Annotated in this window: 23 protein-coding genes; 11 read left to right on the top strand and 12 right to left on the bottom strand. The window is 62.4% G+C overall.

The window, feature by feature from the left end; genetic code table 11:
- Positions 1–285: 285 nt before the first annotated feature.
- The 3 genes from KOL99_RS02995 to KOL99_RS02985 form a co-directional block, all read right to left on the bottom strand.
- A complete protein-coding gene (locus KOL99_RS02995; RefSeq protein ID WP_216509002.1) occupies positions 286–990 on the bottom strand; it encodes a response regulator in 705 nt (234 codons plus the stop codon).
- Complete coding sequence (locus tag KOL99_RS02990; protein WP_216509001.1) at positions 980–2,512, bottom strand: DUF4118 domain-containing protein; 1,533 nt, start codon at positions 2,510–2,512, stop codon at positions 980–982. The genes KOL99_RS02995 and KOL99_RS02990 overlap by 11 nt, the downstream gene beginning before the upstream one ends.
- A gap of 104 nt (positions 2,513–2,616) precedes the next feature.
- On the bottom strand, positions 2,617–4,599 hold the full coding sequence (locus tag KOL99_RS02985; protein ID WP_216509000.1) for an APC family permease: 1,983 nt from the start codon (positions 4,597–4,599) through the stop codon (positions 2,617–2,619).
- 224 nt (positions 4,600–4,823) lie between these two features.
- Between KOL99_RS02985 and KOL99_RS02980 the strand changes: the two genes are divergently transcribed.
- Positions 4,824–5,027, top strand: coding sequence for a hypothetical protein (locus KOL99_RS02980; protein ID WP_216508999.1), 204 nt, complete (start codon positions 4,824–4,826; stop codon positions 5,025–5,027).
- On the opposite strand, the gene KOL99_RS02975 is transcribed toward KOL99_RS02980, so the two are convergent.
- The 3 genes from KOL99_RS02975 to KOL99_RS02965 form a co-directional block, all read right to left on the bottom strand.
- Entirely contained in the window at positions 5,011–5,733 is a 723-nt protein-coding gene (locus KOL99_RS02975; RefSeq protein WP_216508998.1) for a DUF1847 domain-containing protein, read from the bottom strand. The two genes, KOL99_RS02980 and KOL99_RS02975, sit on opposite strands and share 17 nt — an antisense overlap.
- 146 nt (positions 5,734–5,879) lie before the next feature.
- On the bottom strand, positions 5,880–6,176 hold the full coding sequence (locus KOL99_RS02970) for a DUF2288 domain-containing protein (protein ID WP_216508997.1): 297 nt from the start codon (positions 6,174–6,176) through the stop codon (positions 5,880–5,882).
- Positions 6,177–6,185: 9 nt separating this feature from the next.
- Positions 6,186–6,833 (bottom strand): YceH family protein, encoded by a 648-nt coding sequence (locus KOL99_RS02965; RefSeq protein WP_216508996.1) that lies wholly within the window; start codon positions 6,831–6,833, stop codon positions 6,186–6,188.
- A gap of 232 nt (positions 6,834–7,065) precedes the next feature.
- Between KOL99_RS02965 and KOL99_RS02960 the strand changes: the two genes are divergently transcribed.
- From KOL99_RS02960 to KOL99_RS02950, 3 genes are all read left to right on the top strand, one after another.
- A complete protein-coding gene (locus KOL99_RS02960; protein ID WP_216508995.1) occupies positions 7,066–7,530 on the top strand; it encodes a hypothetical protein in 465 nt (154 codons plus the stop codon).
- A gap of 165 nt (positions 7,531–7,695) precedes the next feature.
- Positions 7,696–8,202, top strand: a complete 507-nt coding sequence (locus KOL99_RS02955; protein WP_216508994.1) for an FKBP-type peptidyl-prolyl cis-trans isomerase — start codon at positions 7,696–7,698, stop codon at positions 8,200–8,202.
- Positions 8,203–8,345: 143 nt separating this feature from the next.
- Positions 8,346–9,350: a tRNA dihydrouridine synthase gene (locus KOL99_RS02950; RefSeq protein WP_236025743.1), complete on the top strand. Its 1,005-nt coding sequence runs from the start codon at positions 8,346–8,348 to the stop codon at positions 9,348–9,350.
- Positions 9,351–9,420: 70 nt separating this feature from the next.
- Here KOL99_RS02950 and KOL99_RS02945 read toward each other — a convergent pair whose 3' ends face one another.
- The gene (locus KOL99_RS02945) at positions 9,421–10,674 is read right to left on the bottom strand and encodes an MFS transporter (protein ID WP_216508992.1); all 1,254 of its coding nucleotides are present in this window, start codon (positions 10,672–10,674) and stop codon (positions 9,421–9,423) included.
- Between the two features lie 357 nt (positions 10,675–11,031).
- Here KOL99_RS02945 and KOL99_RS02940 point away from each other — a divergent pair, with 357 nt between their 5' ends.
- Positions 11,032–12,075, top strand: a complete 1,044-nt coding sequence (locus KOL99_RS02940) for a GMP reductase (protein ID WP_216508991.1) — start codon at positions 11,032–11,034, stop codon at positions 12,073–12,075.
- Between the two features lie 97 nt (positions 12,076–12,172).
- Here the strand turns inward: KOL99_RS02940 and KOL99_RS02935 are convergent, their stop codons facing one another.
- Complete coding sequence (locus tag KOL99_RS02935) at positions 12,173–13,330, bottom strand: MalY/PatB family protein (protein WP_216508990.1); 1,158 nt, start codon at positions 13,328–13,330, stop codon at positions 12,173–12,175.
- On the bottom strand, positions 13,327–15,432 hold the full coding sequence (gene ovoA, locus KOL99_RS02930; protein WP_216508989.1) for a 5-histidylcysteine sulfoxide synthase: 2,106 nt from the start codon (positions 15,430–15,432) through the stop codon (positions 13,327–13,329). The genes KOL99_RS02935 and ovoA overlap by 4 nt, the downstream gene beginning before the upstream one ends.
- Positions 15,433–15,698: 266 nt before the next feature.
- Between ovoA and KOL99_RS02925 the strand changes: the two genes are divergently transcribed.
- Positions 15,699–16,622 (top strand): M28 family peptidase, encoded by a 924-nt coding sequence (locus KOL99_RS02925; RefSeq protein ID WP_236025742.1) that lies wholly within the window; start codon positions 15,699–15,701, stop codon positions 16,620–16,622.
- A gap of 119 nt (positions 16,623–16,741) precedes the next feature.
- On the opposite strand, the gene KOL99_RS02920 is transcribed toward KOL99_RS02925, so the two are convergent.
- Entirely contained in the window at positions 16,742–16,921 is a 180-nt protein-coding gene (locus KOL99_RS02920) for a hypothetical protein (protein ID WP_216508987.1), read from the bottom strand.
- A 156-nt stretch (positions 16,922–17,077) separates the two neighbouring features.
- On the opposite strand from KOL99_RS02920, the gene KOL99_RS02915 reads away from it, so the two are divergent.
- Positions 17,078–17,245, top strand: coding sequence for a hypothetical protein (locus KOL99_RS02915; RefSeq protein WP_216508986.1), 168 nt, complete (start codon positions 17,078–17,080; stop codon positions 17,243–17,245).
- 675 nt (positions 17,246–17,920) lie between these two features.
- Here the strand turns inward: KOL99_RS02915 and cmoB are convergent.
- Together cmoB and cmoA are read right to left on the bottom strand one after the other, a co-directional pair.
- Complete coding sequence (gene cmoB / locus KOL99_RS02910) at positions 17,921–18,889, bottom strand: tRNA 5-methoxyuridine(34)/uridine 5-oxyacetic acid(34) synthase CmoB (protein ID WP_216508985.1); 969 nt, start codon at positions 18,887–18,889, stop codon at positions 17,921–17,923.
- A complete protein-coding gene (gene cmoA, locus KOL99_RS02905) occupies positions 18,886–19,620 on the bottom strand; it encodes a carboxy-S-adenosyl-L-methionine synthase CmoA (protein ID WP_216508984.1) in 735 nt (244 codons plus the stop codon). The genes cmoB and cmoA overlap by 4 nt, the downstream gene beginning before the upstream one ends.
- Before the next feature lie 295 nt (positions 19,621–19,915).
- Between cmoA and tdh the strand changes: the two genes are divergently transcribed.
- The 4 genes from tdh to KOL99_RS02885 all read left to right on the top strand — a co-directional run bounded on the left by tdh (position 19,916) and on the right by KOL99_RS02885 (position 24,251).
- Complete coding sequence (gene tdh, locus KOL99_RS02900) at positions 19,916–20,968, top strand: L-threonine 3-dehydrogenase (RefSeq protein WP_216508983.1); 1,053 nt, start codon at positions 19,916–19,918, stop codon at positions 20,966–20,968.
- A 154-nt stretch (positions 20,969–21,122) separates the two neighbouring features.
- Positions 21,123–22,313 (top strand): glycine C-acetyltransferase, encoded by a 1,191-nt coding sequence (locus KOL99_RS02895; protein ID WP_216508982.1) that lies wholly within the window; start codon positions 21,123–21,125, stop codon positions 22,311–22,313.
- A gap of 256 nt (positions 22,314–22,569) precedes the next feature.
- Positions 22,570–23,016 carry a hypothetical protein gene (locus KOL99_RS02890; protein WP_216508981.1) on the top strand — a complete coding sequence of 149 codons (447 nt, stop codon included), beginning with the start codon at positions 22,570–22,572 and terminating at the stop codon, positions 23,014–23,016.
- A gap of 11 nt (positions 23,017–23,027) precedes the next feature.
- A complete protein-coding gene (locus tag KOL99_RS02885; protein ID WP_216508980.1) occupies positions 23,028–24,251 on the top strand; it encodes a TonB-dependent receptor in 1,224 nt (407 codons plus the stop codon).

Raw genomic sequence — 24,251 nt, 5'->3', positions numbered from 1 at the left:
TTCGCCCGCTCATGTCAGCCACCGCCTTACCCGCGGCACCGGTGCTGCGGGCGCACCCCGACCCAGGACGAAAAAGTCATGCAAAACCGATACATTACAAATAGAGGAGAAGGGGAGAGTAGCCGAAAAAGTGAGGATAAAAAAGTTTATGCTGCCGGAGCGGAATTTAGCGGCGGCAGGGGATTCCAGGGACAAGTCAAAATTTCGTCACCACCCCCCCCCGCGCCGGGCACGGTGCTGTCAAAAATAATGAGGACGCCGGGCTCCTCCTGTACATGAGGCGAACTACTCCGATGTGAGCCGGTACCCCACCCCCGCCTCGGTCACGATGTAACGCGGGCGCGAGGCATCGGATTCGATCTTGCGCCTGAGGTTGCTGATGTTGACCCGCAGGACATGGGGCTGCTCCAGATAGGCGACGCCCCAGATCTGCCTCAGGATCTGGCTGTGGGTCAGCACCTTGCCGGCATGGGTCACCAGCAGCCGCAGCAGTTCGTATTCCGTCGGGGTGAGCTGCACCTCTTCCCCGCGCACGGTCACCCGGCGGTGAGGCAGGTCGACCCGGAGTTCGCCAGCCTGGAACACCGGCTCCGGCGCCTGCTGCAGCGAACGCCGCAGCGCCACCTTGATCCGGGCCAGGAGTTCTCCGATGCCGAAGGGCTTGGTGAGATAGTCATCGGCCCCGGCGTCGAGCGCCCGCACCTTCTCGTCCTCGCGCTCGCGCACCGAGATGACGATGATGGGGACCTGGGACCACTCGCGCACGCGCCGGATCACCTCGATGCCGTCCAGGTCGGGTAGCCCCAGGTCCAGGAGGATGACGTCGGGGCGCGCCGCCACCGCCGCTGCCAGCCCGGCATGCGCGTTGTCGGCGAGATGGACCGAGTAATCGCCGGTGTCGAGCGCCGTCTTCAGGAAACGCTGGATAGCCACCTCGTCGTCGATCACCAGCACCCGCGGCAGGTTGGTCTTTTGTTCTTCACCTTTCATCGACATTCCCTTCTGCCGCGACACCTAGCGGCACCTCCACCACGATCCGCAACCCCTTCCCTTCCCGGTGCTCGGCTCGGATGGTACCGCCGTGCGCCTCGACGATGCCCCGGCAGATGGAAAGCCCGAGCCCCGTCCCCCCCACCCCCTCGGGAACCGGAGTGCGGTAGAACTTCTCGAAGATATGCGGCAGGTCCGCCTCGGGGACTCCCGGACCGCGGTCGGCCACGCCGATTTCCAGCCGCTCTCCCGCGACCCGGGCGGCGATCTCCAGTTCACCGCCGGCCGCGGCGTGCTTCAGGGCGTTGTCGAGCAGGTTCACCAGGACCTGGAGCATCAGCACGAAGTCCAGGGAGACCAGGGGGAGCTCGGGAGCCAGCCGCACCGATACCGCGATCCCCGCCAGGCGCGGCTCCACCGTGGCCAGCGCCGTCCCGATCAGGTCCTGCACGTCGCACGGTTCCTTCTTCAGTTGCAGCACGCCCGCTTCCAGGCGGGTCATGTCCAGGAGGTTCCCGACGAAGCGGTTCAGGCGCGCGGCCTCCTCGCGTGCGGTCTGCAGCAACTCGTCACGAGAGGCGCTGGTGAGCTTGTCCCCCTCTTCCAGCACCGCGCTCAGTGCGCCGGTTATGGCGGTGAGCGGGGTGCGCAGGTCGTGGGAGATCGAGTTGAGCAGGGCGCGCTCGAGGTTCTCCCGCTCCTTGAGGATGCGCGTCTCCTGGGCCTGCCGCAAAAGACGCAGCCGCTCCAGGGCCATGGCGATCTGGGTGGCGTAGGCGGCCAGCAGCCGCTGCAGTTCCACGTCAAGGCGTTCCGCTTGCTCTGCCAGCCTCAGGGCCAGCACCCCGTGGGTCTCCGCCAGGGCCTTGAGCGGGACGTAGGTCAACCGGTCGCTGCCGTAGGAATCGGTGCCGCCCCCGGCCAGGCGGCGCGAGCGCAGGCACCACTCGGCCACCTGCAAGGTCCCCGCGTCCATGACGAAGCCGAGGCTCGCCGCAGCGGGCGCCAACTCCCCCTCCTGTCCCAGGATCAGCGCCACCTGGCCACCCAGGGAATCCTCGAGATTGGCCACCGCCGCAGCTGCCAGGGAAGCCGTGTCGGTCGCGGCGGCAAGGTCGCGGCTCAACCGGTACAGGCTCGCGGTTTGCCGTTCGCGCACCCTGAGCGCATCGAGGCTTTCCCGCGCCTTGGCCACCAGCGAACTGATCACGAGCCCCACCGTGAACAGCGCGAGGAACGTCACCAGGTATTCCTTGTCCGCAATCCTGAAGGAGAGGCGGGGCGGCACGAAAAAGAAGTCGAAGGCGAGTACGCCCAGCAGTGCACTCAGCATCGCCGGCCGGCGCCCGAGGAAAAGCGCCGCCAGCACGACGACCAGCAGGTACCCCATCACCATGTTGACCGGGGAGAGATACGGTCGGGCCTGGTCGCACAAAAGCGTCGCCAGCGCAACCAGTGCAGCCGAGGCTGCATAGCCGGCCACTCCACTTGACCAGGCGGCGTGGGGCCTGCTGCGCAGCACGGCTGTCTCTAATGTGGATGCCTCATGGCTCTTGCTCATAGTTCGAATCTAGCAGAAGTCCTCGACCATACAAGCGGTTTTTCCGGAAACCGGGGCCGGTCCCCTCAGATGCTTACCCGTATCGGCAGGATCACCGTGGTGAGGCCGTCCCACTGCAGGCGGCGCTGGATGGCGAAGGCGGTCTCGTTGTGCAGCATCCGGTGGTAGAACTTTTCCAGCCGGAAGGTCAGCTGCCCCGTGAATACGGTGGAGCGGGGATACTCCTCGCCGAGTTCCCTGCAGATACCGACCACGCTCTCCACCACGTCGGTCGCCACGGCCAGCCGGTAGTCGGCGGCGAAGCCGAGCCTTCTGGCCAGCGTCACGTACTTGACAAGCCCCTCCTGCACCGACCTCTCCAGCGCCTCCAGTTCCTCGGCTCCCTTGAAGGAGCCCGAGTCGATCACGGCGACCGAGACGAAGATGACGTTCTTGTAGGTCTTGGGAAAGGTGGTGAGGATCGACAGGAGCGTGTGCACCCCGAAACCGGAGTACGCCGACACGAGCTGTATGGCGGTGGGGTCGTTGCGGGAAGGGGCCGCTTCGTTGACCGGGCCCGTGGTCGGGAAATCGAGCAGCGCCTCGTCCAGTTGCTCCATCCCCTTGCGCACGGAGCGGTAGTGCCCCCTGATCAGGTAACAGATGCCGATCACCACCGAGGTGATCAGCAGCGTAAGCCATCCCCCCTCGGTGAACTTCTCGACGGTGGTGATGACCAGGATGGTGGCGCAGAGCACGAGCCCCACCAGGTGCACCGAAAGGTGCCGCAGCCACTGCGGGTCCTCCTGTCTGCGCCTGACGTAGAAGCGCGACATGCCGAGCTGCGACAGCGAAAAGGTGAGAAAGACGTTGATGGAGTACATAACCACCAGCGCGGAGACGCTGCCGCCGGTGTAGATGAGCAGCAGGATCGAGGCCACGCCCATGAGAACGATGCCGTTACGCATGGTGAGGCGCACGGAAAGGGCCGCGAACCGGTGCGGCAGCCAGGAATCGACCGCCATGTTGGACATTACCCGCGGGCCGTCCACGAACCCGGCCTGGGCGGCGACCAGCAGCAGGGCCCCTTCCGAGAAGATCGTGATGAAGGCGAGGGTTCCGCCCATCGGCCAGTCGGCAAAGAGCGCGTCCGCCAGCACCGAGTTCAGCGTTTTCCCCTCCACCGGCCTGATGCCGATCAGCGTGTAGCAAAGAAAGAGCAGGCCGGCGGTGAAGGCGAGGGATCCGGCCATGTACATCATGGTCCTTTTACCGGTCTGCACCCGCGGTTCGCGCATGATCTGCAGGCCGTTGGACACCGCCTCGATCCCCGTGTAGGTGCCGCCCCCCAGGGAATAGGCGCGCAGGAAGAGCATCATGATGCCGAAGATCCCGATGCTGGACAGGTCGTGCGAGAGCCCGGTGTGGAAGTCGGCGGCAAGCGGCGCGAAGCGGTCGGTATGGGTGAAGATGCCGTCCAGGAGAAGGAGCACGTGCGTCCCGACGAACACCATGAAGATGGGAGCCATCACGGCGATGGACTCCTTCACCCCCCTGATGTTGAGGACGATCAGCAAAACGGCGAGGACGCAGGCCACCTCGACCTTGTAGGCGTGGTAGGGCTTCGGGATGTAGCTGAACAGCGCATCGACGCAGGAGGCGATGGACACCGTGATGGTCAGGACGTAATCCACCAGGAGAGCGCTGCCGGAAACCACCCCGGCGTTTTCCCCGAGCATGTGCGTCGCCACGATGTACCCCCCCCCGCCATGCGGGAAGTGCTCGATGATGCGCGAGTAGGCGTACGAGATGATGAAGACGGTGAGCGCGGTGAACGCGCCGAGCGTGATGGCGAGGTAGGTGTGGCTGCCCAGGGCGCGAAAGGCCTCCTCGGGGCCGTAGGAGGACGAGGAAAGCCCGTCCGCGCCCAAGCCGACCCACGCGAGCACCGGGATGAGGGACATCTTGTGGAAGAGGCTTGGATCCTTCAGATATTTAGGCGCTCCGAAGACCGCAACCGCCAGGCGCCTGACCAGGTTTTGCCTTGCCGCGGGCTGTTCCTGTCCCATGGTTTTTCCTCCCTTGCCGTTGGGTACTTTTCCGGCTCTGGGACCATGCTAGCGCTTACCGCATCAAGGGGGTATCAAGATGCCGGCAACCCCGTCAAGAACGTATCAAGATGACAGGTTGACCGTCTTGACGACTTCGTGACCTCTTCGGGCATCATTTTGATCCTGCCTTTATCGGCAAAGCGCTATGGTGAAATCAGGAAAAAAGGGGGGGGGAGGACAACATGAAAGTCTATCTTTTCAATACCGAAGACGGCCTTTATCTCGGTGAGGATTTCGCCGACGACGCCATGACCGGCGCGTGGAGTCTCCCGGCAGGTGCGACCGCAATAGCACCTCCCCCCTGCGGGCGGAGGGAGGTGCCGGTGTTCGTGGCCGAAGAGAACAGGTGGGTGCTGCGCCCCTTCCCTGCTACTCGACGACCATAGGCCCCTTCTGCAGCCGCTTGTAGTAGAAGTTCTGGCCGTACAAGACGGCGGCGGGGTTGTGGCCGGTGACGCGGTCCTTCACCACCAGGGTGGTCACCGGGGCCTTTGAATACTTGTTGAAGAGCATGTCGTGCCCGACGCACAGGCCGACGATCATGTTCATGTCGGTATCGAGATCGTTGCAGATCTGGGCCTGGGCGATCGGGTTGCAGGCGGGTTCGAAGGTGCCGGGCCGCACCTTGTCGCTCTCGGCCAGCCCCAATTCATTCTTGTCGATGCTCCCTGCCTTGCAGCAGACACTTAACGGGGTGAAGCCCTGCGCCTTCAGTATGGAGACCAGCCGCTCGGATTCGTCGAGGAGCCCTATGCAGGTGGCGATGCCGATCCTCTGGTACCCCATGAGTTTCGCGAACGCGATGGTGTCCTCGACCCGGGTCCAGCGCGCGTTGACCGCGTCGCTGCCGGGAATGGGCTGGTAGCAAAGCCCCTCCACCCGGGCCGCCACGAACGCCATCTTGGCGTCCTCGCTCTCCCCTTTCAGCAGCTCCGCCGACTCCTTGACCACCTCGGTGTGCCGGTCGGCGGGGCAGTTGTTCGGCCGCGGCGGCGCCGTGGCGGGGTCCCCGCTCCAGCAGTTGGTGGTCCCTTTCTTCTGCCAGACCGCGCTGCAACTCGCGCAGGTCACCTCGGCGTACTCCTTTTCCATGTCGCCTCCTTTTAGGCTCCAACCAAAGATTATCAACGCAAAGGTGCCAAGCCGCGAAGGCGCAAAGCAGGAACTCGGGAAATTCAAAAGCGGCGGGACCTATCGAAAGGTCTCTCTCTGCGTCCTGGCGCCTCTGCGCCTTTGCGTTAAGGCTTTACCGGCTCCTGGATCAAAACGTACGGGGAGATGATCAGGCAGTTGAAGATCTTCCCCTTGTCGGCATCCCAGGTCTGTACCTGTTCGTGGCTCGGCTTGGTCAAAAGCCCCGTGGAAAGCCAGCGCTGCACCTTCTGCACCTCGTCCGCCGCGAGCGCGGTGCCCACCTCGATCAATTCCAGCAGCGGGTCCACCACGATCACCCCGCCGCGCTCCAGGTGCGCCCGAAGCGAAAGCCAGTCGGCGATATCGACCTTGGTGGCCAGTTCCTCCCTGGTATCGGTCATCTCTTACTCCTATTCGAAAGATTTCTTGAAATCGGCGATGGTCTGGCGCAGGGCCGCCACCTCCTCGCGCAAGGCGGCAACCTCCTGCTCCAGTTCCGCGATCCGCTCACCGGCCGCGCCCCCCCTCGCTCCTTCCGATGCGGCCGCCAGTTCTGACAGGTCCGGCTCGCCGGCGAAGAGCTGGCAGTAGCGCGGCTCCTTCCGGCCCGGCTGGACCGGCAGCCGTGTCACCAAGGGAGGCGTCCGCTCCATCAGGTCCTGCAATACCGCCTCCACCTCGGAGAGGTCGGCGAAGGCGTGCATGCGCTCGCCGCGCGTCCTCAGCTCCCCCACGGTCTGCGGTCCGCGCACCATCAACTCGCACAGAAGCGCGAGCTCGGCGGGGGTAAAGCGGAACTTCTCCACCAGCGCGTGACGGTACTTCGAGACCCTGCCGCCGGCACCGGAAAGGAGGGCGAACTGCTTGAAGCGCAGGCTGTCGAGGGCGCCGGTCACCTGGGACTCGTCCAGGCTGGTGACCGGGTCGCGGTTCGATTTCTGGTTGCAGGCGTTCACCAGCGCGTTCAGGGAAAGGGGGTAGTACTCAGGTGTGGTCAGCTCCTTCTCTATCAGGGAACCGAGCACTCTAACTTCGATGGCGTTAAGGGTCACATCCATGGGAAAGCTCCTTTTATGCGGGGGCTTCTGATCATCAATAGAACAACCGGCAGGCAGCTTTATGCCATGCCCGAGGGTGAAGTCGCTCCAACTTACTAGATTCGCCGGCAGGGTTCAATGCAAAAAGAGGAGTCGGCGCGGCCAGAGTTCTTCTGTTGTATAACATTATTTTATTTGTTATGGTATTGCGCAGTTGACGCTGCAACGAGGCGACCTGACCCAAGGAGATGACATGGCGGCTACCCTGGACCTAAAGAAGATCAACAAGACCATCAAGATTTTTGCCGTGGCGCAGTTCGGGCTGATCGCCATCCTGATCTACACCGCGATCAACTTCCAGCAGCGGCTGCATGAGGTGAACAGGGGATACCGCTTCATGAACGGGGTGATCTACGCCTTCGTGATCCAGCTGCTGTTCTTCTACCCCATCTTCAAGTTCGCCTCCAAGGAAGCCGAGCGCGATTTCTCTCTGGTCGGCAAAGTGCAGAGCCCGGAGGAGGCCAAGGAATTCGCCAAGAAGAAACGGTGGGCGGACGTCACCAAGATCTCGGTCATGGGCTTCTACTTCATCTTCGCGCTGGCCGCTCCGGCGGACCCGTTCATCCTCAGCATCATCATCTACAGCTTCCTGCTCACGGTCCTCACCTACCTGCAGTGCTACAGCTTCACGGTGAAGAAACTCTCCAAAAGAGCCTGAGGTTAAGGGTGCATCGTTAGGGCCGGACCGGTCAGGATCACGCGGGCGGAACAGAAAAAAAGCGTCCCCGTGAGATTTTGCTGGACTAGCGGGCGCCGTCCCACGTACCATCCCTGACATAGCCACGCGCTAGTAAATCAACCACAAAGAAGGAACTGAGTAAAAATGGCAATTGCAAAGCAAGGCGACAAAGTACGCATCAATTACACCGGCACCCTGGAAGACGGCACCGTCATCGACACCACCATCGGCGATGCCGGTTGCTGCGAAGATGAAGGCTGCGGCTGCAACGACGACGGCTGCGAAGATGACGACTGCGGCTGCGGTGAGCACGGCCCGATGGAGATCACCATCGGCAACGAGGACTTTTTCCCGCAGATCGAAGAGGCCCTGGTCGGCATGGCGCCGGGCGAGAAGAAGACCATCGTGATCCCGGCCGAGGACGCCTTCGGCGAGTACGACGAGGACGAGGTGTTCGCCATCAGCCGCGAGCAGCTCACCGGTGACATCGTCCCGGAAGTCGGCATGGAGCTCGAGCTGACCGGCGACGAAGACGAGCCGGTCGACGTGGTCGTGGTCGAGGTGAACGAGACCGCCATCGTGGTCGACGCCAACCACCCGCTGGCGGGCGAGGACATCACCTACGAGATCGAGCTGCTGGAGATCCTCTAAATACATCGCCCCTGTTCGCGGGGGCGCAAGTTACCTGTAGAAGCGTAGGGGCGAATGATCATTCGCCCCTACCGTTTTCAGAGCGGGACCCTACGACTTACCGGACCGGAATACCGCACGCAGCAATGCCTCGTCTAAAGAACATGCCCACTACTGAAGCAAATCCCGCCGCCACCACCGAAACGAACAACGTGCTCCCCTGGAACCCCGGGGAGAAACCGCTCATGCTCGCGCCCATGCAAGGGCTCACCAACCGCGCGCTGCGTGAACTGTTCACGAAATGGGTGCGCCCTGACGTTGTCTGGACCGAGTTCATGCGGGTCAACTCGCAGTCGGAGAAGAAGCTCCTGATGCCGGGAGACGTGCGTGAATGTGCCGCGGAGGAGAACGGCGTGCCGCTGGTGGTCCAGCTGATCGGGCACGGCAGGGACGCGCTGGTCGCCGCAGCGAGGACGGCGCAGAAGGCCGGCGCGGTGCACATAAACCTCAACATGGGCTGCCCCTACGGCCGCATGACCAGCGGGCTCACCGGCGGAGGGATGCTGAAGCGTCCTGAGTTGCTGGAAGAGATCATCCCGGCGCTGCGCGAGGAGATCCGGGGCTCGTTCTCGGTGAAGATCCGGGCGGGCTACGAGGACCCGCGCCAGATCTTCACGCTCCTGCCGCTCTTCGAGCGGGCCAGCGTCGACTTCCTGGTGCTGCACCCGCGCACGGTGCGCCAGGCCTACGAGGGTCTCGCCGACCACGCGGTCACCGCCGAAGTGATCAAGCGGACCGCCATTCCCGTCATCGCCAACGGCGACATCAGGAGCGCGGGTTTCGGCCAGGAACTGCTGGAGAAGACCGGTGCGGCGGGGCTCATGCTCGGTCGCGGCGGCATCGGCGAGCCGATGCTCTTCGAGCGGCTGCGCGGCCGCGCGGCCTCCGAGCCCGATGTGGCCGAGAGGCGCGCCATGCTGCACCGCTACCTGAATGACCTGCTCCCCCTTTACGGCAAGCTCTTCTGCGGCGACATGCAGGTGCTCGGCAAGATCAAGGGGGTCGTTGCCAACGTCGAGGACCACGAACTGGAGCGCGAGCTGAAACAGCTCAAGCGCGCCAAGAACCTCCCTGCTTTCCGCGCCGCCGTTGCGGAGCTCGCCGCCTAACCCCCATCACGAGCCGCGAGCCGCTGGTGTCGACCCTTTAGTCCAGTCCCCAGTCCCCACCCCCCAGCCTTTACGCGCTTTTCTCCCAGTAATCCCTGGCAAAGAAGAACAGGACCGCCGCGACCGCCTGCACGCCCACCGGCACCAGGAACGCTGAGTGGAAGGCCTGCACCGTCGCTTCCGGCGTGGTCTTGCCCACGGCGTCGATCACCATCCCCATGATTTGCTGCACGGAAGCGGCCCCCAGCAAGACGAAGAGGTTGATGGAGGTGAGCGCGGTGCCGACGATGGAGACCGGGAACATGGAGCGGTTGATCGGGTAGATCATGACGCCGCTCGACACGGCGAGCCCGAGGCAGAAGAAGTACAGCCCCAGAAGCAGCAGGGGGAGATGATCGAGCGGCCCCTGGAAGCCGATCATCAGGACCAGCAGCAGTATCTGCCCCCAGAGAAAGGTCTTCCTGTAGGAGTGCGCGATCTTGCGGGCGATGGAGTCGATGACCAGGCTGCCGCAGATGAAACCGATCGAGGTGAACATGAGCATGCGCCCGGTCTCCTCGCGCGTCAGCTTGAGCACCTCCATCAGGTACGGCCCGCCCCACAGTCCCTGTACCGCGAGGTAGCACCCGTACCAGGAGAACGCCAGCCCCGCCAGGAGCCAGAAATCCCGGTTCGATGTGATCCGCTTCCACGCCTGCAGCATCCCCATCTTGGCCGGAGCCTGCTCACCGGCATCCTCCGCCGCCACGGCGGGGCGATCCCGCACCAGCAAGAAAACGAGCACCGTGGCCAGCGCCTGCATGATCCCGATGGCGAGGAACGAGTTGCGCCACCCGATCCAGGCCACCGCCAGCGCCAGCGGCGCGGTTCCGGCCAGGTTCCCCATGTTTCCCACCGCGACCATCAGCCCGGAGACCCGGCCGAATTCCTGCTTGGTGAACCAGTGGCTGAAGAGACTGAAGGTGGCCATCAACACGGAGGCGGTCCCGATGCCGATGAGGACGCGGGCGACGAGAGCCTGCCCCATGTTCCCCGCCTGCGAGAAAAGAATCCCCCCGATGGCGGTCAGCACGCCGCAGCCGCTGATCACGACGCGGCTCCCCAGCCGGTCGATCATCGGCCCCAGCGGGATCTGCGCCGCGGCATAGACGTAAAAAAGGATGCTGGAGAGAGACCCCAGTTGCGCCGGGGTGAGGTTCAGGTCGCGGGATACGTCCCTGGCGACGACGGCCAGCGATACGCGGTAGAAGTAAACCAGGATGTAGATCAGGGACAGGATGAAAAAGATTAACCAGCGCTGGCGGCGCTGACGTTCGTCGATCATGTATACACTCCTCCGCCGCGCACTCTAGCACAGGGCTTGGGCAAACTCAACAAGCTCTCGGAATCACATGGCAACTTGTGGTCAAAGCGTTTTCGGGTACTCTCTTACAGGCTGTCTGTGGCTGCCAGATACTGCACTTCATGACAAGCCGAGATAGAAGCTGTCACCACACCTGTAGGGGCGAATAAACATTCGCCCGGCCGCCGGTGCCCGACCACCGTCCATGGCTACATGGACCAAGCTGCCAATGGGGCGAATAATTATTCGCCCCTACATTGTCTTCATTCACGAACGACTGAGACCTGCTCTCTCCTGCCAAAAAGGGAGAGCCGAAGGAACACCAACGGAGGACATGACATGTTCCTTGAAAGCGACATCAAGCTCGGATTCAGTGACGTACTGATCCGGCCCAAGCGATCAAACCTGAAGAGCAGGGCCCAGGTCGACCTGCAGCGGCACTTCAGGTTCCTGCACAGCAAGTACGATTGGAGCGGCATCCCGGTGATCGCCGCCAACATGGACACCACCGGCACCTTCGAGGTGGCGGATAGGCTCGCGGAACACGGCATGCTGACCGCGCTGCACAAGCACTACACCGTGGCCCAGTGGGACGCCTGGCTGGAGAACCACAACCACGGTGACGACATCTACAACCGCATCATGGTCAGCACCGGCACCTCCGACAGCGATTACGAGAAGTTCTCGGCCATCATCGCCAACCATCCCAAGCTGCAGTTCATCTGCATCGACGTCGCCAACGGCTACGCCGAAAGCTTCGTGGAGTTCGTGCAGAAAGTGCGCGAAAGCTTCCCGGACAAGACCATCGTGGCGGGCAACGTGGTCACCGGCGAGATGGTCGAGGAACTGCTTCTCTCCGGCGCCGACATCGTCAAGGTGGGCATCGGCCCCGGCTCGGTCTGCACCACCCGCGTCAAGGCAGGGGTAGGGTACCCGCAGTTGTCGGCGGTGATCGAGTGCGCCGACGCGGCACACGGCCTGGGAGGGAGAATCGTTTCCGACGGCGGCTGCACCTGTCCGGGTGACGTCGCCAAGGCTTTCGGCGGCGGGGCTGACTTCGTGATGCTGGGGGGAATGCTGGCCGGTCACGACGAGAGCGGTGGCCAGATCGTGGAGCGTGGCGGGCGTCAGTTCAAGCTCTTTTACGGGATGAGTTCCACCACCGCGATGGACAAGCATTCAGGCGGTGTCGCGCACTATCGCGCATCGGAAGGGAAAACGGTGGAAGTCCCGTACCGCGGTCCCATCGACGAGACGGTGCGCGACATCCTGGGCGGGGTTCGTTCCGCCTGCACCTACGTGGGAGCCTCGGCGCTCAAGGAGTTGACCAAGCGCACCACCTTCATCCGGGTGCAGGAACAGGAAAACAAAATTTTCGGGTAATGCCCCCTCCCCCGGAGGGGGGGGGTGGGGAGGGGGCCATCAAACATTCTCCCCCCCTCCAACCTCCCCCCTCCAGGGGGAGGCTCTATCAGCTCAATTACCTACCGGACATCCCCTCCAGCGCCACCTTCATGCGCCGGAGCGCTTCCCGCAGGAGTTCGCGCCGGCAGCCGAAGTTGAGCCTCACGTAGCCGGCAAGACCGAAGTCGCTCCCACCGGAAAGTCCGACGCCGGCATCCTCGAAGAAGCGCACCGGATCCTCGATCCCCGTTTGGCGCATATCGATCCAGGAAAGGTAGGTCGCCTCGACCCGCGCCACGGACAGCCCCATCCCGGTCACCTCTTTTTCCACCAGGTCACGGTTGCCGCGCAAGTACTCCAGCAGGTCCTGGCGCCACTCCTCCCCATCGCGATAGGCCGCTTCGGCGGCGGTGTAGCCCAGGAGGTTCACGTGTGGCACGATGCGCCCCATTGCCTTTCGGAAGGCGCGGCGCAGCGTATCGTCGGAGATGATCGCGAAGGAGCACCCCAGCCCCGGCACGTTGTAGGTCTTGCTGGGCGCCATCAGCGTGATGGTGCGCCGGCTGGTTTCCGGTGAGAGTGCCGCGATCGGGATGTGCCGCACGCCCGGCTCCAGGACCAGGCCGGCGTGGATCTCGTCGCTGCAGATCACGAGATCGTGCCGCGCCGCGAAACCGTCCAGGGCGGCCAGTTCCTCGCGGCTCCAGACCCGCCCCACGGGGTTGTGCGGACTGCACAAGAGAAGCTGCCTCGTCCTCGGGGTCACCGCGGCCTCCAGCGCCTCAAGGTCGAGCCCCCAGCGACCCGACTTGCAGACCAGCGGCACGTTGATCACGTTGCGCCCGGAAAGAGGTGGCGCCGACATGAAGGGGGGGTAGACCGGGGTGAAGGTGATGACATCGTCGCCGGGTTCACCGACGGCCCGGCAGCTCACGTTGAGCCCGGTGACCAGCCCGGGGAGCCAGGTGATCCACTCCGGGCGCACCTGCCACCCGAACTCCGCCTGCAACGAATCGATCACCGCCTGCGCCAGTCCCGGCGGCGGTGCGGTATAGCCGAAAACGCCATGCTCCACCCGCTCGTGCAGGGCCTTCACTATGGCAGGGGGGGACCTGAAATCCATGTCCGCCACCCAAAGCGGAATGATGTCGCGGTTGCCGTACTTGTCCCACTTCTCGCTCGCGGTGCCGCGCCGGTCGATGATCTCGTCGAAATCGAACTTCTTCTGCGTCATTTAAGCTCCCATACGGTCAGTTCGGAAATGCCGTGCTGGAACTTGCGGCGCGTCTCCCGTATCACGAAGGGAACGTCGCGCGGCTCGCCCAGCATCCGGAAGTGAGGCGACAGCTCCGTCTTGAGTGCATCCAGGGTCCAGACCGGCTCGCCCGCCTCCCGGTATCCTCCCAGCCACTCCTCTTTCTTGGTGTACTCCTCGAGCCAGGTGTAGGGGGAAACGAGCACCAGGAGCCCGCCGGGGTTGATCCGCCCCCGCATGCCGGCCAGGAAACGGCGCGGCGAATAGAGCCGGTCCAGTATGTTCGCGGCGAGCACCAGGTCGTAGCCGGTGAACTTGTCCGGAAGGTTGCAGGCGTCGCCCTGGTAGAACTGCACCCGGTCCCGCAGCGCGGCGAGCCCCAGTTCCTCCAGGCTCAGCTCATGGTAGGAGACGATATCCCCCTCTTCGGGAAGGGCGTAGCGCAGGTATCCCTCTTCCTGCATCCGCGCCGCCAGCCGGAAAAACCTGCTGGAGAAGTCGATTCCCGTCACCCTGCTGAAGCCGCGCGCCAGTTCGAAGCTTGAGCGTCCCACGGCGCAACCGAGATCGAGGGCATGCTCCCTGGCGCGCCCGGATGTTACCTCCAAACAAATGTCGGCGCAAGCCTTGGCGAAATTGGGAACCCCGAAATGCTCGGGACCGTAGTGGGCGTCGCAGTACTGCGCGGCCAGCGCATCGGTTTCGTAGGGATCCTCGTGCAGTTGCACCGGGTTGTCGCTTTCCACGTACCGGAAGCCCGCATGCTGGAAGAAGTGGCGCCGAAAAGCGTAGCGCGACTCGCGGGTGGCCTCGTTACCGGTGGAGATCCAGGATCCTCCCTTGATCAGGTTGTGGCGGGTGTCGAAGGTCGGCGTGGAAAAATCGTCGTACCACGGATGGATGCGGAACCCGTGGAAGGCGTAGATGGGGGTCTCGGTCCACTGCCAGACGTTGCCCACCACGTCGAAAAGCTCCCCGAAGCGGAAGCGGTCCACCGGGCAGGACGAGGCCCAGTAGGCAAGGTTGATGTTACCGGGGGCATCGCGCCACTCCTGCGGGTCGCGCACGCCCGCCAGGTCGTAGATCCGGTACCACTCGTCCTCGCTGGGAAGGCGGATTCGTTTGCCGGTCCGGTCGGCGAGCCAGTTGCAGAAGGCCTTCGCCTCGAGGTAGTTCACCTCCACCGGCCAGTTCCAGGGGAGATCGATCACCTCGACCATGGTACGCAGTCCCCAGCCGTGCGGCCGCTGCACCCAGAACAGCGGGTGCTCGGCCTGTCTGAAGTTGCGCCAGTGCCATCCCTCTTCCGTCCACCAGCGCTGCTCCTGGTACCCTCCGGCCTCCACGAAGGAGAGGTATTCGCGGTTGGAGACCAGGTATTTCGACGCGGCGAACGGCTGCAACTGCGCCTCGTGGTGGCCGTACTCGTTGTCCCACCCGTAGAGGGGATGCCCTTCTTCCTTCCCCAGCACCACCTGCCCGCCGGGAACGGGAACCAGTTCGTTCTCCGGGGCGACACCCGCGTCGCGGCAGATCTCCCAGAACTCGTGACGACGCACCCGGTCGATGGGGAGCTGCCGGATCAACACGGAAGAGGTTTCCAGGTGGATCCTCTCGTGCTCGATCCCCATCACGATGGCCCAGAAGGGGCTGTCCCAGGTAATGGGGAGGGTGAGCGGCAGGGTCTTGATCAGCCCGGTAACCAGTTCGCGCACCTGGTCGCGGTACTCCTTCACCTCGTCCCGGGTGGGCCAGTCGTAGTGGGTCTCGTCCAGGTCGTCCCAGGACATCTCGTCCACGCCGACCGCAAACATCGCCTCCAGGCGCGGGTTGATGCGCTTCTCGATTACCCGGGCGATCACCAGCTTGTTGACGAAGAACGAGGCGGTGTGTCCGAAGTAGAAGATAAGCGGGTGGCGCAGCCGGTCAGCCCTCAGGTAGAAGGCGCCGCCGTCCTTCAGGGTGTCATAGAGCAGTTCGTCTATGGTGAACGTCGCCTCGAAGTACCGCAGTATCTCGGCGCGTTTCTGTTCCGGATCCCCTTCAGTGAGTACGATGCTATGTGTCTTTCTCAGGTCCATGTCCGCCCCTCACATTCGCTCTGTCACGACGTTTTTTCGGTACTGTATCTACCGATCGCACTAATGATACCAGATCTTTTCCTGCAGTCTTCGTAGGTCAGCCTGAGACATTTTCCTGATATTGACATCCGGGGCGGTCACACTATTCTTTTCGCTGGTTGGAGCTCCCGACAAGGACCTGCTCTATGAACTACAAGACAGCAATAGTGTGGATAGCTGCCTGCGCCGTTCTGGCACTTTTCCTCCTTGGCACCGTAGGTGGTTCAATGGTGAGGATGCCCGGCAAGACCCACAAGGGACCGCTCCCTCCACTCACCCCGGAGGAAAAAAGGCTCAGTGAGCGTTTGCGCGAGCACGTGCTGGTGCTTGCCGGACAGGTCGGGGAGAGGAACCTCGCCAATTACCACGGGCTCCAGGATGCGGCGCAGTACGTCGGCGACCGGCTCCGGGAGTACGGGCTCAAGGTCAACGAACAGAGCGTGTTGATCGAGGGAAGAACGGTGGTGAACCTGGAAGGGGTGCTGCAGGGGAGAAGGGCCCCGGACGAAATCGTGATCATCGGTGCCCACTACGATTCCGCCCCAGGCACGCCCGGTGCGAACGACAACGCCTCCGGGGCGGCGGCCCTGCTTGAAGTGGCGCGGCATTTCGCCGCCGTGAAACCGGAGCGCACCCTGCGCTTCGTCGCCTTCACCAACGAGGAGCCGCCGCACTTCCAGGGGGGCACCATGGGGAGCATGATCTACGCCCGTCGTTGCAGGGAGCGCGGCGAGAAGATCGTGGCCATGCTGTCCCTGGAGACCATGGGGTGCTACTCCGACCGGCCCGGGAGCCAGCAGTACCCGCCCCCGCTGGACCACTTCTACCCGGATACCGGCAACTTCATCGCCTTCGTCGGCAACGTCCAGTCACGAGACCTGGTGCGGCGCGCCATCGGGACCTTCCGCAAGAGCACCCGCTTCCCGTCCGAAGGAGTGGCCGCCCCGGAGACCCTGCCCGGCATCGGCTGGTCCGATCAGTGGTCTTTCTGGCAGGTCGGCTATCCCGGCATCATGATCACCGACACGGCACCCTTCCGCTACCCTCATTATCACCAACCCTCCGATACTCCGGACAAAGTTGACTACGACAAACTAAGCCGCGTGGTGACAGGCCTCGACCATGTGGTGGCGGAACTGGTTCGGAAGTAGCGCAAACGAAGGCGTGTAACCACCGGTCCTGAATAAGTAAGGCGCCCCCTTGGCTGGCCAGGGGGCGCCTTATTAGTGTTTGAGGCTACTGTGAGCATGACGCAAATCCTAGCTGCCGCCTACAGCGGCCGCGGGTTGCAGAGGTAATCCTCGGAGTCCGCTTTCGCACGGCACCGGTTACAGACGAATTTGGGCTGGGCCGAGTGCTTGTCCATCTCCTCGATCCTCCCCTCGTGTTTCAACTGGCACATGTGCGCCGGGTGTTGTTTGGGGCTTGGGCAGCTATCCTTCCCGCTCATGGCGTTCTCCTTTTCGTGCGAGCTGATGCCCTATCATAGCAGTTCGGCACTGCCGTGGCGAATGTGGCGTATTTTCTTCTTTGTTGCATATTTGATCCTCAATTTCCCTCTACCCTAAAGACAATGGCACCGTGTCCGGGGAAAAGGAGAATCGAGATGAAAAAGAAAATCCGGTTTCTGATTGCACTGTTGATGTTACCGTCGCTCTTGTCGGCCTGCGTTGTCGTGCCGGTGGATGATTATTACCGCGGGCACCATCGCGGAGGCTACTACGGCGACTACGATGGCCGTTATGACCGCGGCTCGTATGGCTACCGCAGGTAAATGGCCTGGAAAGTCCCCCGACGCTGCCGTCCGCCGCACATGCGAGGACGCCGTCGGGGCTTTCTCGGTTAAGGGGCGCCTTCACGACCAAGACAAGCTTGTTTTTCTAATGTAAGGGTATGTTTAAAATAAATGGGGTCGCATTTTTCTAACATGCGACCCCGTTTAAAATAAATGATGTCTGCTTTTGCTGAAAAGCGTGGTGCCCGCACCCGTTTGCGACCTTCCATCCCACCGCGAAGCCCGTATAAATTTTCCCCATCCCTTTTCTTCCGCCGAAGACGCCTTGACAATCGCGATTGCGGCCTCGTATTTCCTGCGACAGCCTCGTTTTTTTCTGCGGCACCCTCGTTTTGGGTGGGGATGGGGCGCAACCTGTTAATGAAGAATTATCTTATATTTAACTACGACCGTGTTTAATTTAAAAGTGGTCTGCTTTTTCTTAAACATGGTCATGCTTAATTGAAACACGGTCTGCTTTATTTTAAGTACGGACACCTTCGCTTTGATCACCACGCGCTTTCGCGCCAACGCAGCTTGCTTTTTCGTTTCACACGACCGCAATCTGCTTGAAGACGACCTCTGTTGATTTAAGTGCGACGCGTCTGCAGTTATTTGCGACCACCCTCGGCTTATCGCAGGGGGGAGTTTTTTCTCCCGTGCCCGCCCCAAACCTTAAGGCCTCTTCGCCGTGAATACCGCCCGCAGCGGTGCCGGGTGCCCTTCGATGGTCTTCTCCACATCGTCAGGATCGAGAAAATCGGCCAGCGACTCGAACTGCATCCACTGCGTCGAACGCTGCTCCTCGCGGCTGGTACGGTTGGTGTCGACGCAGGCGATCTGCGTGAAGCCGCAGCGCTGCAGCCACAAGGTCATCGCGTCGATGGAAGGGAGGAACCAGACGTTGCGCATCTTGGCGTAACGTCCCGGCGGCATGAACACGGTATCCCGGTCCCCTGCCACGATCAGCGTCTCCAGGATCAATTGTCCGCCCGGGCGCAGGCACCCCTTGAGCTCGACAAGATGGTCGAGGGGAGAGCGCCGATGGTAGAGGACCCCCATGGAGAAAACGGTGTCGAAACAGCCGAGATCGGCGGGGACGTCCTCGATGCCGACGGGAATGACATGATGATGCGGATCGCGCAGATAGCGCTGCATCACCTGGAACTGCTGCACGGAAAGAAGGAATGGCTCGATACCGAGGACGAAGTCCGCGCCGGCACCGCGCATGCGCCAGCCGTGGTAGCCGTTACCGCAGCCGACGTCGAGCACTTTGCGCCCGGCCAGCGGCTCGATATGCGGCACCACGCGGTCCCATTTCCAATCCGAGCGCCATTCGGTGTCGATGTCGATCCCGAAGAAATGGTAGGGACCTTTCCTCCAGGGGTGAAAAGCCTGGAGCGTGGCAATGAGTTCATTGCGGTCGACTGCGCCGAGGTCGGCGCCGGAGCCGATGGTGACCTTGTCTTTCAGCTCGATCCGGGACGGGATTATCTCCGGCAGGGACTGCAGAGCACTCTGCCACCCCGCGAGCTTGCCGTGACTTTCCAGGAGCAGTCGCTGCGGCAGGATCGCTCGCAACTGCTCCGCCCAGCGCTCCTGCCCCATGGCGGCGAGTTGGCAATAGAGGGCGTCGTAGTTCATTTCATGGCGACCAGTGAGGCGAAGTTGAAGCATTGGAACCAGACCTCGGAGAACGAAAAGCCGGCGGCCCGCAACCGCTCCTGGTGGCAGGCGATGGTTTCCGGGATCATCACGTTCTCGAGCGCGGACCGCTTCTGGCTGATCTCGAGATCGCTGTAACCGTTGGCCCGCTTGAAATCGTGATGCAGTTCCACATGAAAATGCTGCCGTTCGGGCTCGCTGAACGCGATCTTTTCCGAGAGGATCAGGATGCCGCCGGGGTTGAGCCCCGCATGGATGCGCTGAATCAGCGCCAGGCGCTGGGCGGGGGGAATGAATTGCAGGGTGAAGTTGAGGACCACCACCGACGCGTTCTCGATGGTGACATCCTGGAGATCGGCGCAGGTCATGGTCACCGGGACGGCCGATCCGGCATCGCGGGCGAGGAGTTCACGGCCGCGCTCGATCATGGCGGGGGAATTGTCGACGGCGATGATGTCGCAGTCCGGCTGGCTGATGCGCTGACGCATGGAAAGGGTGGCCGCCCCGAGGGAGCAGCCAAGATCGTAGCAGTGGCTGCCGGGCTGGGCGTACTTGCCGGCGAGGATGCCGATGTTGGAGATGATCATGCCGTAGCCCGGCACCGAGCGTTGGATCATGTCGGGAAAGACCGCCACCACCCGTTCATCGAACTTGAAGTCGATCATTTCCTGGAGCGGCGCCGCGTAGATTGCATCCTTCGTCTTTGTCACTGTCTTCTCGTCCTTCTTACCCAGTTATCAGTAAAAAACTCGAAGATAGCGGGTTTGGAGCGGAACATCAACACCTTGTTGGATGTGCAGCCCACAACCCCATGCGAATTTCACATGTCATCAAAGGAACCCGTCCCGTCACCGCAGAGTTGGCACTGCTGTTCGTTTCGCTTTGAGCGTCCCGCTCCAGGAAGCCAGACCCGGTTGCCCTCTTCCCCTCCCGCTATTTACATGTGAGTCGTTGTTGGTAACATTAATGAGCCCAAAACGGCCATTACTGTCGAGGAGTTGCATCATGCAAAAGACCATGCGCGCGCTGGTTAAGAAATACCCGAAGCCGGGGCTATGGATGGACGAGGTACCGGTACCGGAAGTCGGCATCAACGACGTCCTCATCAAGGTGCACAAGACCGCCGTCTGCGGCACCGACCTGCACATCTGGGACTGGAACGCGTGGGCCCAGAAGACGATCCCGGTGCCGATGGTGATCGGTCACGAGTTCGTGGGACGGGTGGTGGCGATGGGGAGTAACGTCGCCGACCTCAACATCGGGGACATCGTGTCCGGCGAGGGGCACATCGTCTGCGGCAGGTGCCGCAACTGCCTGGCCGGGAGGCGCCACCTGTGCAAGGACACCAACGGCGTCGGCGTGAACCGCACCGGCGCCTTCGCCGAGTACATCTGCATCCCGGTGACCAACGTCTGGCACGCCGACCCCTCCATCCCGATGGAGATCCTCAGCATCTTCGATCCCTTCGGCAACGCGACCCACACCACCCTCGCCTTCCCGGTCCTGGGTGAAGACGTGCTGATCACGGGTGCGGGCCCGATCGGAATCATGGCCACCGCCATCGCCCGCCACGCGGGGGCGCGCTACATCGTCACCACGGACATGAACCAGTATCGCCTCGACCTGGCCAAGAAGATGGGGGCGACGGTGGCCCTCAACGTGAAGGAGCGTACCCTCGCGGACGTGCGCAGGGAACTGGGGATGAAGGAGGGGTTCGACGTCGGCCTGGAGATGTCCGGCAACGGCGACGCCTTCAAGGAGATGCTCGCCAACATGTGCCACGGCGGGAAGATCGCCATGCTGGGGATCCCCTCGGGGGATCTCGCCATCGACTGGAACCAGGTCATCTTCAACATGCTGACCATCAAGGGGATCTACGGCCGCGAGATGTACGAGACCTGGTACCTGATGCAGTCGCTTATCAAGATCGGACTGGACTTAACCCCGGTAATCACGCACCGTATGCACTACACGCAGTTCGAAGAAGCCTTCGAGGTGATGAGCAGCGGCAACGCGGGGAAGGTCATCCTCAACTGGGTTGAGGATGGCGAGCAATAATGACTGCGTCGAGCGTGGGGGCTTACCTGTAGGGGCAAATAAATATTTGCCCAGCCGCTCGTGCACACAACGTTGCCGGTGGCATAAGAGGTGCTGAAGGCACGTGGGGGGGGGCGAATGATTATTCGCCCCTACAGTTTATAGGAGTTATACGATGTCAGACAAATTCGCCTGGATAACGGAAGAGATGAGCGCCCTGGAAGAGCAGGGCCTGAGAACCAACATCCGCACCATCGGCTCGGCCTGCGGGCCCTGGATGGTTGTGGACGGCAAGAGGGTGCTGAACTTCTGCACCAACAACTACCTTGGGCTCGCCAACCATCCGCGCCTCAAAAAGGCGGCGCAGGAGGCGGTGGAGCAGTGGGGCGTCGGCCCGGCGGCGGTGCGCAGCATCGCCGGCACCCTGGAATTGCACCGCAAGCTGGAACAGCGGCTGGCGGCGTTCAAGGGGGTGGAGGACGCCCTCTACGTGCAGTCGGGCTTCTGCGCCAACCAGGCCGCCATCCCCCCCATGGTGGGCAAGGGGGACGTCATCTTCACCGACCGGTTGAACCACGCCAGCATCATCGACGGCTGCCGGCTCTCCTCCGCCAAGATCCTGGTCTACGAACACTGCGACCTCGCCGACTGCGAGCGGGTCATCACCGATAACATCAGCCAGTACCGGCGGGCGCTCCTCATCACCGACGGGGTCTTCTCCATGGATGGGGACATGGCGCCCCTGGACCGGCTCTTCGAGCTATGCGAGCGCCACGGCATCATCACCATGGTGGACGACGCCCACGGCGAAGGGGTGCTCGGCCACGGCGGGCGCGGCATCGTGGACCATTTCAAGCTGAACGGCAAGTTTGACCTGGAGATCGGCACACTCTCCAAGGCCTTCGGCGTCATGGGCGGGGTCATCGCGGGCAAGAAGGTGGTCATCGACTGGATCCGCCAGAAAGCGCGCCCCTTCCTCTTCTCCAGCGCGGTAACCGCCGCGGACACCGCCGCGTGCCTCGCCGCCGTGGACCTCCTCGAGGAGAGCACCGCGCTGGTGCAAAAGCTGTGGGACAACACGCGCTACTTCAAGGAAGGCATGCGCCAGGCCGGGTTCGACATCGGCGCCAGCGTCACTCCCATCACCCCGGTAATGCTCGGGGAGGCAACCGTGGCGCAGGAGTTCTCACGCCGTCTCTTCGCATCGGAGCCGGGCATCTTCGCCATGCCGATCGGCTTCCCCACCGTGCCGCAGGGCAAGGCACGCATCCGGGTCATGATCAGCGCGGCCCACACCCAGGATGACCTGGAAACGGGGCTGAAGACCTTCACCAGCATCGGCCGCGAACTCGGCGTGATCGGCTGAGCATGCTCTTTGCTCCCTCCTCCTTCGCATAAGGGGGAGGGATATTCCCGCCTTCGTCTCCCTCTCCGCAAAGCTTTCCACAACTCGACAGCGTCAGTCCATGCAATACCGCGTGCTGAATTCAAACATCCATCCATAGAAATGTTTTCACATTTTTATTAAAGCAAGGTACTGTACCGTCCGATATTTCATCAAAGTTACCCCTATACCAGTAACGAAGTTTATTTGAGTGAATAGAAACCTCTGGAGGTGCTGCATGTTCCACCCCAAACGGTTCTGCATCACGGGGACAAAGATTCTGCTTCTGTTATGTCTGATCGCCTGGGGACATTCCAGCGCCCATGCCGCCAGCTTCATCGTCATCGCCAACAAGAGCGTCGTCGAAAGCACCCTCACCCGCGCCGAACTGCAGGGGATCTACCTCGGCGAAAAGGTCAAGTGGGGCAACCGGAAGCATATCAAGATAGCGGTCCTGGAAGAGGAGCGGACGCTCAAGGAGTTCCTGCAGGTAATCCTCGGTAAGACCCCTTCCCAGTTCGACCAGCACTGGGTCAGGATGGTGACTACGGGGAAGGCGTCCATGCCGCCGGCTTTCACCGACGCACAGCAGTTGATCGATTTCGTCGCCAAGACCCCCAACGCCATCGGGTTCGTGCCCTCGGGGCAGGCGGGCGATGCCGTTAAAACCATTGCCATCAAGTAGGGGGAAGCGATATGAAGAAAGCGTTGACTGCCATGATGCTGCTCACCTTTGCCGGGTCGGCTCACGCCGTGGATCTGGCCGGCGTCGAGATTCACGGTTTCGCCTCGCAAGGGTACATCAAGACATCCCCCGACAACAATTTCCCCGTCTCCAACAGCGGTGAGGGCTCGTTCAACTTCAACGACTTCGCGGTGAACTTTTCCAAGGAGGTCAATCCGGACCTCCGGGTCGGCCTCCAGCTTCTGGCCATGGACCGCGGCAGCTACGGCAAGGACAAGATCACCCTCGACTGGGCCTTCGGCGATTACCGCATCACCGACTGGCTCGGCTTCAGGGCCGGCAAGATCAAGATCCCCCTCGGGCTGTACAACGAATCCCGCGACAACGACGCCGCACGCACCTTCATCTTCCTTCCCCAGAACGAGTACTACGACTACGAGCGTGACTCGGTCAACGCCATCACCGGCGCGAGCGTCTACGGATCGATCCCCGCCGGATCGGCAGGCACCGTCAACTACCAGTTCCAGGTCGGGACGACGCCGATCCCACTCGATGGCGCTTCGGCCAGGAATTACTCGGCCTACATCTCCACCGTGGATGCGCCGCTGACCACCACCGACGTGAACTCCAGCACCGCGTTCGTGCACCACCTGGAATGGAGGACGCCGGTGGGGGTGCGCGCCACCTTCAGCGGGCTGCATACCTCCTTCGACGGCACCGCCACCGGGATCTATACCGACCCGGTCACCTCCGCCACCACCCCGGTCACCGCCAAGTGGAAGTTCGATTCATGGCACCGTTACATCCTGGGGGTCGAGTACCTTTGGAACGACCTGACCCTGGCCACCGAATACCAGAGGGACGACTACACCGTGTCGGCCGACTACCAGAACCCGGCACTGGAGAATTTCACCTCCAGGCAGGCCTCGGACGGCTGGTACGTGAGCGCCGCCTACCGCTTCACCGACTGGTTCGAGCTGGGTGGGTACTACACGGAGATCTACGCGGACCGGCATCACCGCGACGGGTCGACCTTCGAGGACCTGGGCGTCGGGGCTCCCTGGCAGACGTGGCAGAAGGAAAAGGTACTGACCCTTCGCTTCGACCCGGTGCGCAACCTGGTGCTCAAGCTGGAGGGGCACCTGATCGACGGGACCTGGAACATGTCGGAGTACACCGACGCTTCCAAGCGGAACTGGTACCTGCTTGCGACCAAGGCGACGGTGTTCTTCTAG

This window comes from Geomonas azotofigens, assembly GCF_018919395.1.
Taxonomy (GTDB): domain Bacteria; phylum Desulfobacterota; class Desulfuromonadia; order Geobacterales; family Geobacteraceae; genus Geomonas; species Geomonas azotofigens.
The sequence above is the reverse complement of the archived record's forward strand: the minus strand, read 5'-3'. Positions and strand labels throughout refer to the sequence as shown.